Annotated in this window: 1 protein-coding gene; it reads right to left on the reverse strand. The window is 74.7% G+C overall.

From position 1 onward, the window contains the following. A complete protein-coding gene (locus ACWGKU_RS06355; protein WP_452178463.1) occupies positions 1-24,057 on the reverse strand; it encodes a non-ribosomal peptide synthase/polyketide synthase in 24,057 nt (8,018 codons plus the stop codon). Positions 24,058-24,071: the final 14 nt, after the last annotated feature.

The raw sequence follows: 24,071 nt of genomic DNA on the forward strand, positions 1-24,071 counted from the left end.
TCAGTCCTCCTGGTGGGAAAGGGTGGTGGTGCCGTCGGTGTCGCCGGTCGCCTCGGTGATCCTGGCGGCCAGGATCGGCCCGATCTGGGCGAGCGAGCCGGCTTGGGTCATCCGGTCGTGCCGGGTGGTGACCTCGTGGGATTCGATCCGGCCGGCGACGTACGGGCGCCAGATTGCGGGCCCCGCGTTGTCCTCGACCCGGTCGATCGTGGAGTTGAACAGCAACAGGTCTCCGCCGAACCTGCCGGGGACGAAGTCGACCGCCAGCTTGGCGTTGTTGATCATGATCTCGACGATCACCTCGATCTGTCGCTCGTTCAGGCCGGCCAGTGCGCTGCCCCGCCGGTTCAGGACCTCGGCAACCTCGGCGTAGGTGATCTCCTGGTCGCCCAGCTCGTCCGGGTCGACGTCGAGCACCCCGACGAGCACGTCGCGCACGGTGGGCACCGGCACCTCCGCGAACTGCACGTCCTTCACCGGGTAGGCGTCGAGGATCGCCAGCAGTGCGGTCCGTTCGCCGCGCGACTGCAGCTCGCAGGCGAGCGCGTGGGCGATCAGCCCGCCGGCGGACCAGCCGAGGAGCAGGTACGGGCCCTCCGGCTGGATCTTCTGGATCTGGTCGGCGTAGTCGGCCGCCATCTCCTCGTAGGACGTCGGCAGGGGTTCGGGCCGGCCGAGGCCGCGCGCCTGGATGGCGTAGACCGGGTGCTGCGGGCCGAGGTGGTTCAGCAGTCCGCTGTACGACCAGCTGATGCCGCCGCCGGGGTGGACGCAGAACAGCGGTGTGCCGGTCCCGGTCGAACGCAGCGGCAGCACCACGTCCAACGCGTCGTCGGGATTGTCCATGACCAGGCGCTCGGTGAGACCGGCCACGGTCGGCGCCTCGAACAGCATGCGCAGGCCCAACTCCAGGCCGAGCGTCTCGCGGACGCGGGAGGCCAGGCGGGCGGCCAGCAGCGAGTGCCCGCCCAGGTCGAAGAAGTTGTCGTCGATGCTCACCTGCTCCCGGCCGAGGACCTCGGCGACGAGACCGCACAGCAGCTGCTCCTGCGGCGTCCGGGGTCCGCGTCCGGCGTCCGAGGCCCCGTACTCGGGGGCGGGCAGGGCGGCCCGGTCGAGCTTGCCGTTGGCGGTCAGCGGCAGCGCGTCCAGGGTGACGAACGCCGCCGGCACCATGTAGTCGGGCAGGTCGCGGCGCAGCCGGCCGGACAGCTCGGCCGCCTCGGGCGCGCCCTCGGGGGCGGGCACCAGGTAGGCGACCAGGCGCTTGTCGCCCGGCCGGTCCTCGCGGGCGACCACGGCCGCCTGGGCGACGCCCGGGCAGCCCGCCAGAACGGCCTCGATCTCGCCGGGCTCGATCCGCAGGCCGCGCAGCTTGACCTGGTGGTCGGCGCGTCCGGCGAAGTCCAGCGTGCCGTCGGTCCGCCACGACGCGAGGTCGCCGGTGCGGTACATCCGGCTGCCGGACGGCCCGTACGGGTCGGCGGTGAAGCGCTCCGCCGTCAGGCCGGCCCGCCCGAGGTAGCCGCGGGCCACGCCCGTCCCCGCGAGGTACAGCTCGCCGACCATGCCGGTCGGCATCGGGCGCAGCCGGTCGTCGAGCACGTAGGCGCGCATGTTCGCCATCGGTCGGCCGATCGGCACGGTCGCGGCGTGTTCGGGGAGGTCGACCACCGGGTGCCAGGTGGCCAGGGTGGTGGCCTCGGTGGGCCCGTAGCCGTTGACCACCTCGATGCCGGGGCAGGCCTCCCGCACCCGGGCGACAGCGGCCGGGGAGACCACGTCGCCGCCGGTCCACACCTCGCGCACCCCGGCGAGCAGGCCCGGGCGCTCCTCGGCGACCAGGCGGAACAGTCCGGCCGTGAGCCACAGTCCGGTCACCCCGTGCGAGGTGATCGTGTGCTGGAGCAGGTCGAGGTCGAGCTGCTCCGGCGGCGCCACCACGACCCGGCCGCCGTTGAGCAGCGGGACCCACAGCTCGTAGGTGGAGAGGTCGAAGGCCGTCGGGGAGTGCATCAGCACCCGCTCGTGTCCGCCGCCCCGCCATTCGGGGGTGAGCGCGAGGCCCGCCACGTCACGGTGGGTGACGGCCACGCCCTTCGGCCGGCCGGTCGAGCCGGAGGTGTACATGATGTACGCCAACTGCCCGGGTTCACAGGGGACTTCGACGTCGGACGGATCGGCGGCCTCGGACCGCACCAGTGCGGTGAGCACCTCCCGGGTGAGCACCAGGGCGGCCCCGCTCTCCCGCAGGATCAGGTCGATCCGGGAGGAGGGGAAGCGCGAGTCCAGCGGCACGTAGGCGCCGCCGGCCTTGATGATCGCCAGGATCGCCACGACCAGCTCCGCCGAGCGGTCCAGCATGACCGCGACCGGCGTCTCCGGCCGTACGCCCTGGCGGATCAGCGCCCGCGCCAGGCGGCCGGCCCGCTGGTCGAGCTCCGCGTAGGTCAGCTCGGTGCCGCCGGCCACGACCGCGACCGCCTCCGGGGTGGCCCGCACCTGGCGGGCGAACAGCTCCGGCACCGCGGCCCGGGGCAGCTCGGCCGCGGCACCGTTGGAGCCGGCGAGCAGTCGGCGGCGTTCCTCGACGGGCATGATGTCGATCCGGCTGATCGGCCGGTCGGGGTCGGCGACGGCCGCGCGCAGCAGACGGGCCAGGCGCTCGAACAGCAGCTCCACGGTGGGCGCGTCGAACAGGTCGGTGGCGTACTCCACGGCGCCGACCAGGCCGTCGGGGGCCCCGTCCGGGCGGAACTGCTCCGCCAGGCTGAAGGTCAGGTCGACCCGCGCGGTCCCGGTCGGCGCCTCCAGGTGGCCGGTCTCCAGCCCCGACAGCGCGAACTCGCCGAGCGGCGCGTTCTGCAGGGCCAGCATGATCTGGAACAGCGGGTGGTGGGCCAGCGACCGCGCGGGGTTGACCACCTCGACCAGGTACTCGAACGGCACGTCCTGGTGGTCGTACGCGCTGAGCGCCTTCTGCCGGACCCGGCCGAGCAGTTCGGCGAAGCCGGGGTCCCCGCCGGTGTCGGTGCGCAGCACCAGGGTGTTGACGAAGAAGCCGACGAGCTCGTCCAGCGCCTCGTCGGTACGGCCGGCGATCGGACTGCCGACCGGGATGTCCGTGCCGGCGCCGAGCCGGGTGAGCAGGGCCGCGAGTCCGGCCTGGAGCACCATGAACATGCTGGCGCCGCGCGCGGCGGCCAGGTCCCGCAGGGCCTGGTGCAGTTCCGCGTCCAGTCGGACCGCGACCCGGTCGCCCCGCTGGGAGGCCACCGGCGGCCGCGGCCGGTCGGCGGGCAGCTGCAGCTGCTGCGGGACGCCGGCCAGCTCGTGCTTCCAGTAGGCCAGTTGCCGGGCGAACAGGCTGTCCGGGTCGGCGGCGTCCCCGAGCAGGTCGCGCTGCCAGGCGCTGTAGTCCGCGTACTGCACCGGCAGCGGGGACCACTGCGGGGCCTCGCCCCGGCAGCGGGCCGCGTAGGCCGCGGCGAGGTCACCGGAGAGCGGGCCCATCGACCAGCCGTCGGCGGCGATGTGGTGCACCACGACCAGCAGCGCGTGCCGGTCGGGGGCGAGCGCGTACAGCTCCGCCCGGACGGGCGGCTCCGCGGCCAGGTCGAAGCCGCGCCGGGCCGTCTCCGCCAGCCGTTCGGCCAGTGCGCTCTCGTCGATCTCCATCACCGGCAGTGCGGGGCGCGCCCGAGCGGCGCTCAGCACGACCTGGTACGGCACGCCGTCGATCTCGCGGAAGACCGTCCGCAGGCTCTCGTGCCGGGCGACCACGTCCGCGAGCGCGGCGTGCAGGGCCGGGCGGTCGAGTTCGCCGGTCAGGCTGAGCGCGAGCGGCATGTTGTAGGTGGCGCTCGGCCCGTCCATCCGGTGCAGGAACCACAGGCGGCGCTGGGCGAAGGAGAGCGGCACCCTCCCCCGGCCCTGACGGCCGGGAGGTGCCCCCATGGGGCGGGCCCGGGCGGTCAGTGCGGGCCGCGCAGCTCCGGAGCCGTCCAGGCGGGCGGCCAGCCCGGCCACGGTCGGGGTCTCGAACAGCGTCCGGACCTCCAGCTCCGCGCCGAGGACCGCCCGGACCCGGGAGGCCAGGCGGGTCGCCAGCAGGGAGTGCCCCCCGAGGTCGAAGAAGCCGTCGTCGACGCCGACCTGGGCCAGGCCGAGCACCTCGGCGAACAGCTCGGCGAGGAGCTGCTCCTGCGGGGTGCGCGGCGCCCGTCCGGCCGCGACCGGGCCGAGGTCCGGTGCGGGCAGCGCACGGCGGTCGAGCTTGCCGTTGGCCGTCAGCGGCAGCGCCTCCAGCGCCACGAACGCCGAGGGGACCAGGTGGTCGGGCAGCCGGTCCCGCAGCCAGTCGCGGAGTTCGCCCAGGAGGGCGCCGGCGCCCCGGTTGCCGGTCGGGCGGTTGGTCAGCGAGGACAGCGACGCTCCCGTGGCCCGGGCCGGCCGGTACGCCTCGACCGGGGAGCCGTGGAGCGCCCGGGGGTCGGTGAAGACGACGTCCACGGCGTCCGCCGCGGTGGCCGACCAGGTGACGGCCGTCGGGCGGCCGAACTCCGACCCGAGGGCGTGGAGGTCCTCCGGATCGGGGAGGCCGCCGTCCTCCGGGGCGTGCATCCGTTCCAGCAGCTCGGCGAGCGAGCCGTCCCCGTTCTGCACGGCCCGGGCCAGAGCGGCTTCCCGCGTCACGCGGCGGTTCGGCACCCCCGTGATCCGCAGCACTCCGCCGGACGGCCGGGCGAGCAGCTCGCGCAGTTCGGCCTGCCCGGCGACCTGCCGCCCCCACGCCAGCTCGACGGACCGCTCCGGAGCCGTCGGGGTGACCGGCGGCTTGTGCAGCGTCACGTCGTAGCGGTAGCGGGTCAGCTCGTTGTGGTGGCGGCCGCGCTTGACCTCGACGGCCGTCGTGCCGATGTCCGTACCGTGCTCCCGCAGGGCGGTGAAGAAGTCCGGGTCGACCAGGAGCTCCTTCTCCACCCGCAGGGCCTGCTCCACCGCGCGGCGCACCGCCGTGAGGTCCGCACCTTCGCCGACCCGGTGGAACTGGACGGCGGTGGCCAGCGGACGCAGCAGCCGCAGGTTGCGGACGTCGCCGACGAAGAGCGCGCCGCCGGGGGGCAGCAGCCCCATCAGCTTCCCGATCACGTCGGCGAGGTACTCCGCGGACGGGAAGTACTGCACCACCGAGTTGATCACGATGGTGTCGAACTCCCCGGCCGGGAGCCCGTCGGTGTCGTGCGCCGGGCGGGTCTGCAGCACCACGCGCCCGGCCAGGTCCTCCTGCCCGGCCACCTGGGCGGTGAGCGCCTCGATCGCGGTGGCGGAGAAGTCGGTCGCCCAGTACGTCTCGCAGTGCGGTGCGATCTGTGAGAGCAGCAGACCGGTACCGACGCCGACCTCCAGCACCCGGCGGGGGCGCAGGGCCAGGATGCGGGAGACGGTCGCGTCCCGCCACTCCCGCATCTGCTCGACGGGGATCGGGCTCGCGTCGTAACTGCTGTTCCAGCCGACGAAGTTCTGGCCGAAGCCGGCGTCCTCGGGAGCGATGGGCAGGGCGTCGTAGATGTCCTGCCACTCGCCCACGTGGTCCGCTTCCAGGGCGCTGTCGCGGGCCTCCTCCTGGCGAGGGACGACGTAGCCGACGAGCCGGTCGTCCTGGGCGAGGACCGCGGCCCGGGCGACGGCCGGGTGCTCGGCCAACGCCGTCTCGACCTCGCCGGGCTCGACCCGGAAGCCGCGCACCTTCACCTGGTCGTCCGCGCGGCCGACGTACTCCAGCTGCCCGTCGCCGAGCCAGCGGACCAGGTCGCCGGTGCGGTACATCCTCCCTCCTTGCCCGCCATCGGGCTGGGGGCACCTCCCGGCCGCCAGGCTGGGGGAGAGGGGCCCATCCCCGGCTGGGCCGAACGGGCAGGCGACGAACCGTCCGGCCGTCAGGCGCGGCCGGTTCAGGTAACCGCGGGCCAGACCCGCGCCCGCGACGTAGAGCTCGCCGGGAACGCCGGGCGGCACCGGCCGCAGCCGGTCGTCCAGCACGTACACCCGGGCGTTGGCGATCGGCCGGCCGATCGGCGGTACGCCCGCCCCCGGGGACAGCGGGTCGCTCATGGTCGCGCACACCGTCGTCTCGGTCGGACCGTACGCGTTGATCATCCGCCGGCCCGGCGCCCACCGGGCCACCAGCTCCGGCGGGCAGGCCTCCCCCGCCACGACCAGGGTCGACACCGCCACCGAGCCTTCCGGCACGGCGGCCAGGACGGACGGCGGCACGGTCGCGTGGGTGGCCGCCAGGCCCGGGTCGGTCAGCGCGGCCACCGGGTCCGCCGCCGGGGGCAGCACCAGGGCCGCGCCGCGCAGCAGGGCGGTGAAGATCTCCGACACCGAGGCGTCGAAGCTGGGCGAGGCGAACTGGAGCACCCGGCTGCCGGGTTCGATCGCGAACCGCTCGATCTGGGCGGCGACCAGGCTCGCGACACCGCCGTGGGGGACCACGACACCCTTGGGGCGGCCGGTCGAGCCCGAGGTGTAGATCACGTAGGCCGGGTGCCGGACGTCGAGTGCGACGTCCGGGTCGGTGTCCGGCCAGTCGCCCTCGGCCACCATGGCGGCGTCGTCGACCATCAGCGCCGGACGGGCGTCCGCCAGCATGAAGTCGATCCGCGCCTGCGGGTACACCGGATCCACCGGCAGGTACGCCGCCCCGGCCTTCAGGACGCCCAGGACCGCGACCACCGCCTCCACCGAGCGCGGCAGGGCCACCGCCACCAGCTGCTCCGGGCCCACCCCCCGGGCGATCAGCGCGTGAGCGAACCGGTTCGCCCGCGCGTTCACCTCCCGGTACGTCAACTCGACGTCGCCGCGGACGAGGGCGACCGCGTCCGGCGTCGCCGCCACCTGCGCCGCGAAGGCCTGCGGCACCGGGACGGCGCCCACCTCGCGGGCGGTCTCGTTGCCCCGCTCCAGCAGCCGGTGCCGCTCGTCGCCGTCGAGGAGGTCGATCCGGCCGATCGACCGGTCCGGATCGGCGGTGACCGCCTCCAGCAGGAGCGTCCAGCGCCGCACGAGGGCTTCGATCGTCGAGCGGTCGAACAGGTCGGTGGCGTACTCCGCCGCGCCGACGATCCCGGCCGGGCTCCCGTCCGGGCCGAACCGCTCGACGAGGCTCACCCCGAGATCGAACTTGGCGGTTCCGGTGGCCACCGCGTAGGTGGCCACCTCCAGTCCCGGCAGCGAGAACCGGCCCATCGGGGCGTTCTGCACGGCCAGGATGGTCTGGAACAGGGGGTGGTGGGACAGCGAGCGGGACGGGTTGAGCGCCTCCACCAGGTGCTCGAAGGGCACGTCCTGGTGGGCGTACGCCGACAGCGCCGTCTCCCGCACCCGCCCGAGCAGTTCGGCGAAGCTCGGATCACCGCTGGTGTCGGTGCGCAGCACCAGTGTGTTCACGAAGAACCCGACCAGGTCGTCCAGCGCCTCGTCCGTGCGCCCCGCGATCGGACTCCCGATCGGGATGTCCGTGCCCGCGCCCAGCCGCGTGTACAGCGCCGCCAGCGCCGCCTGCAGCACCATGAACAGACTGGTGCCGGTGTTCCGCGCCAGCTCGGTCAGAGCGGCGTGCAGTTCGGGGCTCAGCTCCAGGCCGACGTGGTCCCCGTGCCGGCCCGCGACGGCCGGCCGCGGCCGGTCGGCGGGCAGCCGGAGCAGCTCCGGCAGGTCGGACAGCTGGCGCTTCCAGTAGTCGAGCTGCTCGGCGAACCGGCTCTGCGGGTCGGCGGCGTCGCCGAGCAGGTCGCGCTGCCAGAGCGTGTAGTCGGCGTACTGCACCGGCAGGTTCGACCGACTCGGCGCACGGCCCTCGCTCCGGGCGGCGTACGCCTCGGCCAGGTCGCGGGCCAGCGGGCCGGTCGACCAGCCGTCACCGGCGATGTGGTGCATCACCAGCAGCAGCACGTGCTCGTCCGGCGCCACCGCGAACAGCTCCGCCCGCAGCGGCGGCTCCGCCGCCAGGTCGAAGGGCCGCCGGGCGAACTCGGCGAGCCGGTGGTGCAGTTCGGCCTGCGATACCTCGGTCGACCCGGCCCGGGGCCGGGCCTCGGCCGGGTCCAGGACCCGCTGGCACGGGACGCCGCCCACCTCCGGGAACACCGTCCGCAGGCTCTCGTGCCGGGCCACCACGTCAGCCAGCGCCTCGTCCAGCGCCGCCCGGTCGAGCGTCCCGGTCAGCTGGAGCGCCAGCGGGATGTGGTAGGTCGCGGCCGCACCGTCCATGCGGTGCAGGAACCAGAGCCGGCGCTGGGCGAAGGACAGCGGTACGGCCTCCGGCCGCTCCCGCGCGGTCAGCGCCGGGCGGGCGTTGCCGGCCTCCGTCAACGACACGGCCAGACCCGCCACCGTGGGCGCCTGGAACAGCGCGCGCAGCCCCAGCTCCACGCCGAGCACCGAGCGCACCCTGGCGGCCAGCCGGGTGGCGAGCAGCGAGTGCCCGCCGAGGTCGAAGAAGTCGTCGTCGATCCCGACCTGCGGGCGACCCAGCGCCTCGGCGAACAGCTCGCACAGGATCTGCTCCTGCGGGGTGCGCGGTGCCCGTCCCACAGCCGTGGTCACGGCCTCGGGCGCGGGCAGCGCGGCCCGGTCCAGCTTCCCGTTCGGCGTCAGCGGCAGCGCCTCCAGCAGCACGAACGCCGACGGCACCAGGTAGTCCGGCAGGCGCTCGCGCAGGTACGCCGCCAACTCCGCCGGACGGACGGTCGTGTCCGGACGAGCCGTGACGTAGCCGACGAGCCGGTCGTCCTGGGCCAGGACCGCGGACTGCGCGACGGCGGAGTGCCCCGCCAGGGCCGCCTCGATCTCGCCGAGTTCGATCCGGAAGCCACGGACCTTCACCTGGTCGTCGGCGCGGCCGACGTACTCCAGCTCCCCGTCGGCGCGCCGGCGCACCAGGTCTCCGGTGCGGTACATCCGCGCACCGACCGGGCCGAACGGGCAGGCGAGGAAGCGCTCGGCGGTGAGTCCCGGCCGGTCGAGGTACCCGCGGGCCAGGCCGGGGCCGGTGACGTAGAGCTCTCCCGCCACCCCCGGCGGCACGATGCGCAGCCGCTCGTCCAGCACGTAGACCCGGAAGCCGGCGACCGCACGGCCGATCGGCGGCACACCGCCCGCTCCCGGGGACAGCGGGTCGCTCATGGTCGCGCACACCGTGGTCTCGGTCGGGCCGTACGCGTTGACCATCCGCCGGCCGGGCGCCCAGCGTGCCACCAGCTCCGGCGGGCACGCCTCCCCCGCCACCACCAGGGTGGTGGCGGTGACGTCGGCACTGTCCACCACCGCCAGGGCCGAGGGCGGCAAGGTCACATGGGTGACGCCGAGCCGGTGGTCCGTCAGCGCCTCCAGCGGGGCGTCCGCCGGGGCCAGGACGAGGGCGGCACCGCTGAGCAGGGCACTGCACAGGTCCCAGAACGACGCGTCGAAGCTCGGCGAGGCGAACTGGAGCACCCGGCTGCCGGGCACCACGCCGAGCCGCTCGACCTGCGCGGCCACCAGGCCCGACACGCCGGAGTGGCTGACCACGACGCCCTTGGGGCGGCCGGTCGAGCCCGAGGTGTAGATCACGTAGGCCGGGTGCCGGACGTCGGGCGCAACCAGTGGATCAGTGTCCGGCCGGTCTCCGCCGGTCACCATCGCCGGGTCGTCGACCACCAGAGCCGGCCGGGCGTCCGCCAGCATGAAGTCGATCCGCGCCTGCGGGTACGCCGGATCCACCGGCAGATACGCCGCCCCGGCCTTCGACACACCCAGAACGGCCACCACGGCTTCCACCGAGCGCGGCAACGCCACCGCCACCACCTGCTCCGGCCCCACACCCCGGGCGATCAGCGCATGCGCGAACCGGTTCGCCCGGACGTCCAGCTCCCGGTACGTCAGCTCGGTGCCGCCGCAGACCAGCGCGACCGCATCCGGCGTCGCCGCCACCCGCGCCGCGAACAGCTCCGGCAGGCTCACCCCGGCCGCCCCGTCCTCGACGACGGGCAGCAGCTCGGCGCGCTCCTCGACGGACAGCAGGTCGATCCCGCCGATCCGCCGTTCCGGGGCCGCGGCGACCGCGGCCAGCAGCCTGGTCCAGCGGGCGACCAACGTCTCGACCGTCGCACGGTCGAACAGGTCGGTGCTGTACTCGACCGCACCGCTGAGCCCGGCCGGCGCACCGTCCGGCCCGTACTCCTCCGCGAACCCGAAGGTCAGGTCGAGCCGCGCGGTGCCCGTGGTCACGGCCATCCCGGAGACCCGCAGGCCGGGGAGGTCGAAGTCGCCGCCCGGCGCGTTCTGCACGACCAGCCCGGTCTGGAACAGCGGGTGGTGGGACAGCGACCGGGACGGGTTGAGCGCCTCCACCAGGTGCTCGAAGGGCACGTCCTGGTGGGCGTACGCCGACAGCGCCGTCTCCCGCACCCGCCCGAGCAGTTCGGCGAAGCTCGGATCGCCACTCGTGTCCGTCCGCAGCACCAGCGTGTTGATGAAGAACCCGACCAGCTCGTCCAGCGCCTCGTCGGTGCGCCCCGCGACCGGGCTCCCGATCGCGATGTCCGTCCCCGCGCCCAGCCCCGTGTACAGCGCCGCCAGCGCCGCCTGCAGCACCATGAACAGGGTCGCACCCGAGCGTCGCGCCAACTTCACCAGCGCCGTGTGCAGTTCGGCGTCGATCCGGAGTTCCAGCAGGTCGCCGCCGTACGACATGGTGGCCGGGCGCGGCCGGTCGACGGGCAGCCGCAGCTGCTCGGGCAGCCCGGCCAGCGCCTGTGTCCAGTAGGCGACCTGGCGGCCGAACACGCTGTCGGCGTCCTGCTCGTCGCCCAGGATCTCGTGCTGCCACAGGGTGTAGTCGCCGTACGTCACCGGCAGCGGCGGCCAGGTCGGCGCCCCGCCGCCCCGCCGGGTGGCGTAGGCCGTGGCCAGGTCGCGGGCCAGCGGGCCCATGGACCAGCCGTCCCCGGCGATGTGGTGCATCACCAGCAGCAGCACGTGCTCGTCCGGCGCGACCGCGAACAGCTCCGCCCGCAGCGGCACGTCCGAGGTCAGGTCGAAGCCGCGCACCGCCGCGTCGCGCAGCAGGGCGGGCACCTCCGCCTCGGCGGCCGCGCGCACGGCCAGCGGGACGGGCACCTCGGCGGGGTCCAGCACCCGCTGGTGCGGAATGCCCGCGGTGTGCGGGAAGACCGTCCGCAGGGTCTCGTGCCGGGCCAGCACGTCGGTGAGCGCGGCGCTCAGCGCGTCCCGGTCGAGGTCGCCGCTCAGCCGCAGGGCCAGCGGCATGTGGTAGGTGGCGCTCGGTGCCCCGAACTGCTGGAGGAACCAGAGCCGGCGCTGGGCGAAGGACAGCGGCATCGGTTCGCGGCGGGGCCGGGGAACCAGGGCCTGCCGCGCGGTACCGGCGTCGTGCAGCCCGGCCGCCAGCCCGGCGGGCGTCGGCCGCCGGAACAGGGCGCGCAGCTCCAGCTCGACCCCGAGGGTCGCCCGGACCCGCGAGACCAGCCGGGTGGCGAGCAGGGAGTGCCCGCCCAACGCGAAGAAGTCCTCGTCGACTCCGACCCGGGCCAGGCCCAGCACCTCGGCGAACAGCTCGCACAGGATCTGCTCCTGCGGCGTGCGCGGCGCCCGGCCCGCCTCCCTGGTCGTGGCCTCGGGAGCGGGCAGCGCCACCCGGTCCAGCTTCCCGTTCGGCGTCAGCGGCAGCGCCTCCAGCAGCACGAACGCGGACGGCACCAGGTAGTCCGGCACCCGGCCGCGCAGGTAGGCCGTCAGCGCCGCCGCGGTCGCCCCGCTCCCGGCCGACGGGACGACGTACGCGACGATCCGGTCCTCCCGGGCGAGCACCGCGACCTGGGCGACGTCCGGGTGCGCGGTCAGCTCGGCCTCGATCTCGCCCGGCTCGACCCGGAACCCGCGCACCTTCACCTGGTGGTCGACCCGGCCGGCGAACTCCAGCTCGCCGTCGGCGCGCCAACGGACCAGGTCGCCGGTGCGGTACATCCGGGTGCCCGCCGGACCGTACGGGTCGGCGACGAAGCGCCCGGCGGTGAGCCCGGGCCGGTTCAGATAGCCGCGGGCCAGCCCGGCCCCGGCCAGGTACAGCTCGCCCAGCACCCCGGGGGCGACCGGTCGCAGCGCCGCATCCAGCACGTACACCCGGCAGTTGGCGATCGGACGGCCGATGGGCACCGGCAGCGGGCAGTCGGCGGGGTCGGACGGCAGCGAGTAGGCGGTGATCACATGGGTCTCGGCGGGCCCGTAGTGGTTGTGCAGCACCCGTCCCGGCCGACGGGCCTGGAAACGGCGCACGGCACCGCCGAGGCGCATCGCCTCACCGGCCTGGGCGACCAGCCGCAGGTGCGGAAGCTCCAGCCCGGCCTCCTCGGCGGCCTCGGCCAGTGCCTCGACCACCAGGTTGGGCGCGAACAGCTCCGCCACCTCGTGCCGGTCCAGCCAGTGGGCGAACAGTTCGGCGCTGCGGCGCTGCTCCTCGGTCGGCACCACCAGGGTCTTGCCGTACAGCAGCGCGGACAGCACCTCCTGCACCGAGACGTCGAAGCTGATCGCGGTGAACTGCGCGGTGCGCGTGCCGGGTTCGCCGCCGACGGCCTCGTGGTGCCACTCCAACAGGTTCAGCAGCCCGGCGGCCGGCATCACGACGGCCTTGGGGCGGCCGGTGGAGCCGGAGGTGTAGATGACGTAGGCGGGACGGCGCCCGTCCACGGCCACGGCCGGATCGTGCTCCGGCAGGTCACCGTCCGGCGTGACGGCGGCGAGGTCGTCGAGCACCACGGCCGGGCCCGCGTCCTCCAGCATGTACGCGATGCGGGCGGCCGGGTAGTCCGGGTCGACCGGCAGGTACGCCGCGCCCGACTTGAGCACCGCCAGGACGGCGACCACCAGCTCGGCCGAGCGCGGCAGCCGCAGGGCGACGGTCCGTTCCGGTCCGACCCCCCGGGCGATCAGCGCGTGGGCCAGGCGGTTGGCCCGGCGGTTCAGCTCGCGGTAGGTCAGCTCGGTGTCCTCGAACACCACGGCCGGGGCCTCCGGGGTCGCCCGGACCCGCGCCTCGAACAGCGCGGGCAGATCGGCCGTGGGGACCGGGCCGGCGGTGTCGTTGCGGGCGACCAGCAGCTCGTGCCGCTCCTCGGCGGTGAGGACGTCGATCCGGCTCAGCGGCCGGTCCGGCTCGGCGACCACCGCCGCCAGCAGCCGCAGCCACCGGGCGAGCAGCGTCTCCACCGTGGCGTGGTCGAACAGGTCGGTGCTGTACTCGACCCGGCCGACGATGCCCTCGGCCGGCCCGCCGGCGCCACCGTGCTCCAGCAGGTGGAAGCCGAGGTCGAACATCGCGGTGGGCGTGCGCACCAGGAGGATCCCGGCGTCCAGACCGTCCAGCGCGAACTCGGTGCGGGGCACGTTCTGCAGTGCGAGCAGCACCTGGAACAGCGGCTGACGGGCGAGTGACCGGGACGGGTTGAGGGCCTCGACGACGTGCTCGAACGGCAGGTCCTGGTGGGCGTACGCGCCGAGCGCGTCCTCCCGGACCCGGCCCAGCAGTTCGGCGAACGACGGGTCGCCGGAGGTGTCGGTGCGCAGCACCAGGGTGTTGACGAAGAAGCCGACCAGCTCGTCCAGCGCCTCGTCGGTCCGGCCCGCGATCAGGCTGCCGACCGGGATGTCCGTGCCCGCGCCGAGCTTGTCCAGGAGCGATGCCAGGGCGGCCTGCAGCACCATGTAGACGCTGGCGCCGTGCTCCCGGCCCAGCCGGACCAGGCCGGCGTGCAGGTCGGGGTCCAGTTCGACGTCGAGGTGCCCGCCGGCGTAGGAGGGGGTCGCGGGGCGGTGGCGGTCGGCGGGGAGCTTGATCTGCTCCGGCAGGTCGGCCAGCGTCCGCGTCCAGTGGTCCGTCTGGCGGGCGAACAGGCTGTCCGGGTCGGCCGGGTCGCCGAGCAGCCGGTTCTGCCACAGGGCGTAGTCGGCGTACTGGACGGACAGCGGCGCCCACCGCGGCTCCTCGCCCCGGCGGCGGGCCGCGTACGCGGTGGCCAGGTCGGCGGACAAGGGGCCCAGCGACCAGCCGTCCCCGGCGATGTGGTGCATCACCACCAGCAGCACGTGCTCGTCCGGTGCCGTCTCGAACAGCTCGGCACGCAGGGGCGGTTCGGTGGCGAGGTCGAATCCGCGCGCCGCGGCCGCCGTCAGCAGCTCCGTCAGGTCCGCCTCACCCACCCGGGTGACGGCCAGCCGGGGTGGGGCCGTTCCGGCGTCCAGCACCTCCTGGCGGGGAACCCCGTCGAGCTGCGGGTAGACCGTGCGCAGGCTCTCGTGCCGGGCGACGACGTCGCCGAACGCCATCTGCAGGGCGGTCCGGTCGAGTTCACCGGTCAGCCGCCACGCCAACGGCATGTTGTAGACCGAGCCGGCGTCCTCCAGCTGGTGCAGGAACCAGAGCCGTCGCTGCGCGAAGGAGAGGGGGACCGGGGCCGGCCGCTCCGCGCGGCGCAGCGCGGGCCTGGCCCGGGCGGCCCCGCCGAGCCCGGCGGCCAGCCCGGCCACCGTCGGCGTCTCGAAGAGGGTGCGCAGCTCCAGTTCCACCCCGAGGGCGGCACGCGCCCGGGCGACCAGCCGGGTGGCGAGCAGGGAGTGCCCGCCGAGGTCGAAGAAGTCGTCGTCGGCCCCGACCTCGGCCACGCCCAGCACCTCGGCGAACAGCTCCGCGAGGACCTGCTCCGGCGGGGTGCGCGGGACCCTGCCGGTCCTCGGCGCGGTGTGGACGGGTTCGGGCAGCGCGCGCCGGTCCAGTTTGCCGGTGGCGGTCAGCGGCAGGCTCCCCAGGGGCACGAAGGCGGACGGGACCATGTAGTCCGGCAGTCGCTCGCGCAGGTGTGCCCGCAGTTCCTCCGGCCGGAGTTCCGCCCCGGTGACGGCCACCGGGTAGGCGACCAGCCGCGCGTCCCCGGCCCGGTCCTCCCGGACGGTCACCGCGACCTGGGCGACCTGCGGGTGTTCCGCCAACGCCGCCTCGACCTCGCCGAGTTCGATCCGGAAGCCGCGCACCTTGACCTGGTCGTCCGTACGCCCGAGGAACTCCAGGTTCCGGTCGGCGCCCCAGCGCGCCAGGTCGCCGGTGCGGTACATCCGCGTGCCGCCCGGACCGAACGGGTCCGCCACGAAGCGCCCCGCGGTGAGCCCCGGCCGGTTCAGGTAGCCGCGGGCCAGGCCCGCTCCGGCGAGGTACAGCTCGCCCGCCACGCCCGCGGGCACCGGCCGCAGCGTGCTGTCGAGCACGTACAGCCGGATGCCCCCGAGCGGCCGGCCGATCACCGGGCGCGGACTCGATCCCAGCGGTGCCACGAGGGCGTCCACCGTGCATTCGGACGGCCCGTAGTAGTTCAGGCAGGACACGCCCTCGACGGCCCGCAGCCGGTCCCACAGCTGGTCCGGAACGGCCTCCCCGCCCATCGAGACCACCGCGGGACGGCGCCCCGGGTCGTCCAGGAGCCCCCGTGCGACGAGCACCTGCAGATAGGACGGGGTGGCGTTGACGTAGTCCAGCCCGGCGCGCGCGGCGTAGTCGACGAAGGCGTCCGGGTCGGACCAGGTCGCCTCGTCCAGGACGTGCAGCTCGTGGCCCGCGTACAGGCTGGACAACTGGTCGCAGGAGGCGTCGAACGACACCGAGGTGGTCAGCCCGATGCGCAGCCGCTCCCTCGTCCGCCGCGGGAACAGCAGCTGCCGCTGGTTGGCGAACAGGTTGAGCAGGCCGCCGTGGGTCGACACCACGCCCTTGGGCCTGCCGGTGGAGCCGGAGGTGTAGATCACGTAGGCCGGGTGCCCCGGGTCGATGGCGACCAGCGGGTCCGTCTCCGGGCAGTCGGCCACCAGGGCGGCCGTCGCCGGGTCGTCGAGCACCAGCCATCCGGCCGCCCCGGCCTCCGGGAGCCCGTCCCGGGTCCGGGCGTCGGTCACCACCAGGGCCGGGTGTGCGTCGTCGAGCAGGTGGGCGATCCGGGCGGCCGGGTACTCGGGATCGACCGGGACGTAGGCCGCCCCGGTCCGCAGCACCGCGAGGATCGCCACGACCAGGTCGGCCGACCTCGGCAGGGCGACCGCCACCAGCCGTTCCGGCCCCGCGCCCCGGGCGATCAGGGCGTGCGCCAGCCGGTTCGCCCGCGCGTCCAGCTCCGCGTAGGTCAGCGAGAGGTCTCCGCACACCAGCGCCACCAGCTCCGGCGTCGCCCGCACCTGCGCCCGGAACAGCTCCGGCAGGCTCGCGGCCGGAAGCTCCACGTCCGGTCCGGTGCCCAGGGCCGTCAGGTCGCCGTGCTCCGCGGCGGAGAGCAGACCGTACCGGCTGAGCCGCCGCCGCGGGTCGGCGACCACGGCGCGGAGCAGTCGCTCCCATCGCTCGAACATCGTCTCGACGGTGGCCGGGTCGTACAGGTCGCTGGTGTACTCGACGAACCCGTCGATCCCCTCCGGGGAACCGTCCTCCGCGTGCCGCTCGGACATCGTGAAGATCAGGTCGAGCTTGGCGGTGGTCGTCGTCAGCGGCATGTCGCGGACGTGCAGCCCGGGCGGGGCGAAGTCGGCCCGGGGAGCGTTCTGCAGCACCAGCATCACCTGGAACAGCGGGTGGTGCGCCAGCGACCGCGCCGGGTTGAGGGCCTCGACGAGGTACTCGAACGGCAGGTCCTGGTGGGCGTACCCGGCCAGCGCGGTGTCCCGCACCCGGCCCAGCAGCTCGGCAAACGTCGGATCGCCCGAGGTGTCCGTACGGAACACCAGGGTGTTGACGAAGTAGCCGACCAGCTCGTCGAGGGCCTGGTCGGTCCGGCCGGCGACCGGGCTGCCGACCGGGATGTCGTCGCCCGCACCGAGCTTGCTCAGCAGCGCCGCCAGCCCGGCCTGGAGCACCATGAACAGACTGGTCCCGTGTACGCGGGCGAGCTCGCGCAGTCCGCGGTGCAGCTCCGCGTCCAGCCCGGCCGGCACGAAGCCGCCCCGGTGGGAGGCGACGGCCGGGCGGGGCCGGTCGGCGGGCAGCCGGAGCTGCTCCGGCAGATCGGCCAACTGCCGTGTCCAGTAGGCCGCCTGGCGGGCGAACGGGCTGTCGCTGTCGGTGGCGTCGCCGAGCAGCTCGTGCTGCCACAGGGCGTAGTCGGCGTACTGGACCGGCAGCTCCGCCCACTGCGGCTCCTCACCCCGGCAGCGCGCCGCGTAGGCGGCGGTCAGGTCCTGCGTGAGCGGGCCCAGCGACCAGCCGTCGCCGGCGATGTGGTGCAACACCATCTGGAGCACGTGCTCGTCCGGTCCGAGCTCGAACAGGCCGGCGCGCAGCGGCAGATCGACGGCCAGGTCGAACGGCCGGGCCTTCGCGGTCGCCAGCACGCCCGGCAGCCCGGCCTCGGTGGTCCGGCTCGCGTCCAGCCGCGGGCGGCCCGCCACGACGTCCAGCACCTGCTGGTGCGGCACGCCGTCCACCGCCGGGAAGACGGTGCGCAGGCTCTCGTGCCGGGCGACCACGTCCGCCAGGGCGGCCTCCAGCGCCCGCCGGTCCAGGTTCCCGGACAACCGCCAGGCCAGCGAGATGTGGTAGTTCGCGCCGGCACCCTCCAGCTCGTGCAGGAACCAGAGCCGCCGCTGCGCGAACGACAGCGGGATCCTCCCCCCGCCTTGACGGCCGGGAGGTGCCCCCATGGGCCGCGGGTAAGGTGCCAGTGCCAGCTGCGCCCGGCGGGCACCCGTCAGGGCGGAGGCCACGCCGGCCGGGGTCGGGGTCTCGAACAGGGTGCGCAGCTCCAGCTCCACCCCCAGGGTCGCGCGGACCCGGGCGGCCAGGCGGGTCGCCAGCAGCGAGTGCCCGCCCAGGTCGAAGAAGCTGTCCTCGACGCCCGCCCCGGCCACCCCGAGGACCTCGGCGAACAGCTCGCAGAGGACCTGCTCCTGCGGGGTGCGCGGCGCGCGGCCGGTGCCCGCGGGGGCGAGGTCGGGAGCGGGCAGAGCCCGGCGGTCCAGCTTCCCGTTGCCGGTCAGCGGCAGCGAGTCCAGTGCCACGAACGCCGACGGCACCATGTACTCCGGCAGCCGTCCGGCCAGGTGGGCGCGCAGCTCGGCCGGGCGCGGCGCGGAGCCCGGGGCGGGCACCAGGTAGGCGACCAGCCGGGTGTCGTCGGCGCGGTCCTGCCGGGCCAGCACGGCGACCTGGGCGACGCCGGGGTGTGCGGCGAGCGCCGCCTCGATCTCGCCGAGCTCGATCCGGAAGCCGCGCACCTTCACCTGCTGGTCGGCCCGGCCGACGTAGCGCAGGCTGCCGTCGGCCGCCCGGCGCACCACGTCGCCGCTGCGGTACATCCGGGAGCCGGCCGGTCCGAACGGGTCGGCGAGGAACCGCCCGGCGGTCAGGCCGGGCCGGTTCAGGTAGCCGCGTGCCAGGCCCGGGCCCGCGACGTACAGCTCGCCCGCGACGCCCGGGGCGACCGGACGCAGGCCGTCGTCGAGGACGTACGTCCGCAGGTCCGGGACGGCCGTCCCGATCTGGCCGGCCGGGGTGCCGGACCGGTCGAGCGCCGCGTGGGTGACGTGCACCGTGGTCTCGGTGATGCCGTACATGTTGACCAGCCGCGGCGCGTCGTCCGGGTGCCGCTCGTACCAGCCCGCGAGGCGGGCGGGCTCCAGCGCCTCTCCGCCGAACACCACTGTGCGCAGGGCGAGTTCGGGCCTCGTCTCCTGATCCGCCTGGATCAGCTGGTGGAAGGCGGACGGGGTCTGGTTGAGCACCGTCACCCGCTCGCGGGCGAGCAGCTCCAGGAAGCGGCCGGGCGAGCGGCTGGTCTCGTGGTCGACGACCACCAGCCGGCCGCCGTGCAGCAGCGCGCCCCACAGCTCCCACACCGAGAAGTCGAAGGCGTAGGAGTGGAAGAGCGTCCAGACGTCCTCGGCGGAGAAACCGAACAGTTCCCGGGTGGTGGCGAACAGCCGCACCACGTTCCGGTGCGGGACCACGACGCCCTTGGGGTTGCCGGTGGAGCCGGAGGTGTGGATGACGTAGGCGGGGTGGGCGGGATCGACCGCGACCTCCGGGTCGGTGTCCGGCAGCCCGTCCAGGTCGGTGGTGTCCAGCAGCAGCCGGTCCACCGCCTCCGCGCCCGGCAGGTCGCCGATCCGGCCGGTCGTCACGAGCAGCGCGGGCCGGGTGTCCTGGAGCAGGTAGGTGATCCGGGCCGCGGGGTACTCCGGGTCCACCGGCACGTACGCGGCGCCGGCCTTGAGCACCGCGAGGATCGCGACCACCAGCTCGGCCGAGCGCGGCAGGCCCAGCGCCACCAACTGCTCCGGCCCCGCCCCGCGGGCGATCAGGGCGTGCGCGAGCCGGTTGGCCCGGGTGTTCAACTCGCCGTACGTCAGGCTGGTTTCGCCGTCCGTGAGCGCGACCGCGGCCGGGTTCGCCCGGACCTGTCGCTCGAACAGCGCGGGGATGCCGGTCTCCGGCAGCTCGCCGTCCCGGCCTTCGCCGGCCGTCAGCAAGGCGCTCAGCTCGTCGGCGGACAGCACGTCCACCCGGCCGATCCGCCGACCGGGGTCGGCGACCGCGGCCCGCAGCAGTCGCAGCCACCGCTCGACGATCCCGGCGGCGGTGGCCTCGTCGAACAGGTCGGTGCTGTACTCCAGGACGCCCGAGAGACCGTCGGGCTGTTCGGCCAGGACGAAGGTCAGGTCGCACTTGGCCGTCCCGGTCTGGACCAGATCGGTCGCCACCCGCAGCCCCGGCAGCTCGAACGCGCCGAGCGGAGCGTTCTGCAGGGCGAGCATGGTCTGGAACAGCGGGTGGTGCGCCAGCGTCCGGGACGGGTTCAGCGCCTCCACCAGCTGCTCGAACGGCACGTCCTGGTGCGCGTACGCGGCGAGCGCGTCGGCGCGCACCCGGCCGAGCAGTTCGGTGAAGGACGGGTCGCCCGACAGGTCGGCGCGCAGCACCAGGGTGTTGACGAAGAAGCCGACCAGGTCGTCCAGCGCCTCGTCGGTGCGTCCGGCGATCGGCGTTCCGATCGGGACGTCGGTGCCGGCGCCGAGCTTGCCCAGCAGCGCGGCCAGCCCTGCCTGGAGCACCATGAACAGGCTGGCCCCGCCGTCCCGGGCGAGCGCACGCAGGCCCTGGTGCAGTTCGGCGTCGATCCGCACCGGCAGCTGGGCGCCCCGGTAGGACATCGCCGTCGGCCGGGGCCGGTCGAACGGCAGCTCCACCTGCTCGGGAAGGTCCGCCAGCTGCTCGCGCCAGTAGGCCAGTTGACCGTTCAGCAGGCTGTCCGGGTCCGAGCCGTCGCCGAGCAGGTCCCGCTGCCACAGGGCGTAGTCGGCGTACTGGACGGGCAGCGGCGCCCATTCCGGTTTCGCCCCCGCGGAGCGGGCCGCGTACGCGGTCGTCAGGTCCTGCGAGAGCGGCCCCGTCGACCAGCCGTCACCGGCGATGTGGTGCACCACCAGGAGGAGCACGTGCTCCTCCCGTCCCAGCCGGAACAGCTCGGCGTGCAGCGGCGGCTCCGCGGCGAGGTCGAATGCGTGCCGGGCCGCCTCGGCCAGCCGGTCCGTCAGGTCGCGCTCGCCGACCTCGGTCATCCGCAGCCTCGGCCGTGCCGCGTCGGGGTCCAGCACCCGCTGGCTCGGCACGCCGTCGACCGCCGGGAACACCGTGCGCAGGCTCTCGTGCCGCTCGACCACGTCCGCCAGGGCGGCCTCCAGGGCCCGCCGGTCCAGCTCTCCGGCAAGCCGCAGCGTCAGCGGGATGTTGTACGTGGCGCTCGGGCCCTCCATGCGGTGCAGGAACCAGAGCCGGCGCTGCGCGAAGGACAGCGGGACCGCCCCGCGCCGCTCCCGCCGCCCCAGGGCCGGCCGTGCCCGGCCGGCGGCGTCCACCGCCGCCGCCAGCTCCGCCACCGTCGGCGTGTCGAACAGGTCGCTCAGCCTCAGCTCCACGCCGAGGGCCGACCGGACCCGGGAGACCAGTCGGGTGGCCAGCAGGGAGTGCCCGCCGAGGTCGAAGAAGCTGTCGTCCGAGCCGACGTCGGCCACCCCGAGCACCTCGGCGAACAGCCCGGCGAGCAGGTGCTCGGTGGCGGTGCGCGGGGCGCGGCCCGGGACGGCGGCGGTCTGCTCCGGCGCGGGGAGGGCCCGCCGGTCGAGCTTGCCGTTCGGCGTCAGCGGCAGTGCGTCCAGCACCACGAACGCCGACGGCACCATGTACTCCGGCAGCCGCTCCCGCATCCGGGTCCGCAGGGTGTCCGACCGGACGGCCCGCCCTTCGGCGGGGACGACGTAGCCGACCAGCCGGGGCTCGTCGTCGGTGCGCACCACGGCGGCGGCCCGGGCGACCTCCGGGTGCTCCACCAGGACGGCCTCGATCTCGCCGAGTTCCACCCGGAATCCGCGGATCTTGACCTGGTCGTCGGTGCGGCCGAGGAATTCCAGGTTCCCGTCCGGGCTCCGCCGCACCAGGTCGCCGGTGCGGTACATCCGCGAACCGCTCGGCCCGAAGGGGTCCGCCACGAAGCGCCCGGCCGTCAGGACCGGCCGGTTCAGGTAGCCCCGGGCCAGCCCGGCGCCGGCGATGTACAGCTCGCCCGGCACACCGGCGGGCAGCGGCCGCAGCGCGCTGTCGAGCACGTACAGCCTGGCGTTGGTGACCGGTCGGCCGATGACCGGGACCGGGCTCGAACCCACCGGCGCGACGACCGAGTTGACCGTGCACTCGGACGGCCCGTAGAGGTTGAGTCCGCGCACCCCGTCGGCCTCCCGCAGATCCGCCCAGAGCTGCGCGGGGACGGCCTCGCCGCCCGCCGCGAGCAACGCCGGCCGCCACTGCGGATCGCTCAACAGCCCGTGCGCGACCAGGACCCGGAGGTAGGACGGGGTGGCCTCGATGTAGTCGAGCCCGCAGCGCGCGGCGTAGCCGACGAAGGCGTCCGGGTCGGTCCAGGTCGCGTGGTCCAGGACGTGCAGCTCGTGGCCCCCGAACAGGGCGAGCAACTGGTTCAGGGAGGCGTCGAAGGACACCGACGTGGTCAGCGCGACCCGCAGCCGCTGCCGCTCGTCGAGCACCGGCCGGAACATGGCCTGCCGGTGGTCGGTGAGCAGGTTCAGCAGGCCGCCGTACGTCGGCAGCACGCCCTTGGGCCGCCCGGTGGAGCCGGAGGTGTAGATGACGTACGCCGGGTGTGCCGGATCGACGGCCACCCTCGGGTCCGTGTCCGGCAGCCCGTCCAGGTCGGCGGTGTCCAGCACCAGCCGGTCGACGGAACCCGCCTCGGGCAGCCGCTCGCCGCTGCGGGAGTCGGTCACCAGCAGCGTCGGCCGCGCGTCGTCGAGCAGGTACCCGATCCGGGCGGCCGGGTACTCCGGGTCGACCGGGACGTACGCCGCACCGGTCTTCAGCACCGCGAGGATCGCCACCACCAGCTCGGCCGAGCGCGGCAGGGCCACCGCCACCAGCCGCTCCGGTCCGGCGCCCCGGGCGATCAGGGCGTGCGCCAGCCGGTTCGCCCGCGCGTCCAGCTCCGCGTACGTCAGCGAGACGTCCCCGCACACCAGCGCGACGAGGTCCGGGGCCGCCCGCACGTGCTCCCGGAACAGCTCCGGCAGGCTCGTGGCCGGGACCTCCGCCGCCGGCCCGCTGCCGACGGCCGCCAGCTCGCCGTGTTCCTCGGCCGTGAGCAGCTCGATCCGGCCCAGCAGGTCGTCCGGGTCGCAGTCCGCGACGGTGTCGAACAGCGCGAGCAGCCGCTGCTGGTGCGCGGCGAGGTCGTCGTCGCCGTACGCCTCCGGTGCTCCGTGGAGCCTGAGGAGCGGAGGGTTGCCGTCCCGGTAGTCGAACACCCAGACCGCCAGGTCGGTGGTCGATCCGGACACGAAGTGGTGCACGGCGGCGGGGTGCCCGCCGAAGCCCGGCCTGGAGTTGAAGGCCATGATGTTGACGATCAGCGGGAACGCCGTGCCGATGCTGCCGGGCGCGCCGAGGTCGCGCAGCAGGTCCTCGCTCCGGTAGCGCTCGTGCGCGACGGCCGCCTCGACCTCCCCCGCCACCTGGTCGACGAGTTCGCGCCAGCGCATGTCGGGGCGCACGGTCAGCCGCAGGGGCACCACGTTGGACATCGTGCCCGGCACCGACATCAGGTCCCGGTCGGCGGATCGACGGGCCGTCACGGGAAGCGCGAGCACCACGTCCTGGGTGCCGGTCAGCCGGTGCGCGTAGAGCGCCGTCGCCGCGATCACCAGACGGGACCAGCGGACACCGGCCCGTCCCGCCGCCGCCCGCAGCGCGTCCGGGCGACGCAGTTCCCGCTCCTCGCGCAGGCGCAGGGCCAGGTTCGGGTCGGTCGGGGACCGGTCGGTGAGCCTCGTCGGTGCCGGCCGGTCCGCGAACCGCTCCGTCCAGTAGGCGCGGTCGGCGGCGAAGTCGGCGGACGAGCGGTAGGCGGCGTCGCTGTCGACCAGCTCCCGCAGCGAACCGAACGGGGACGGCGGCACCGGGCCGCCCTCGGCCAGCGCCGAGTACACCTCGCCGACCCGCTGCCGGACCAGGGCACTGCTCAACGCGTCCAGCACGACGTGGTGGTAGTTCAGGTACCAGAGGAATTCCGTCGGTGACAGCCGGATCAGCGCGTGGCCGAACAGTGGGTCGCGGGCGAGGTCCAGCGGGCGCGTCAGGTCCCGCTCCATCCACTCCATGGCCGCCGCCCGGGGAGCGGGTTCCCCGCTGAGGTCGAGGTGGGCCGGCGCCCAGTCCCAGGTCTCCCGGACGACCTGCCGCGGGCCCTCGCCGTCGTCGACGAAGCTCACGTGCAGGGCGTCGACCTCGTCGACCACCCGGCGCAGCGCGGTCTCGAACGACTCCGGGTCCACCGGCCCGTGGATCTCCAGGCACTCGCCGACGCGATAGCCCGGGATGGCCGTCCGGGAGCGTTGTTCGGCCAGCCAGATCTCGCGCTGGGCCGCGGTCAGGGGAAGGACGTCGCCGTCGCGACGGGACATGGGGGTACCTCCAG

The organism is Kitasatospora sp. NPDC054768 (assembly GCF_053612025.1).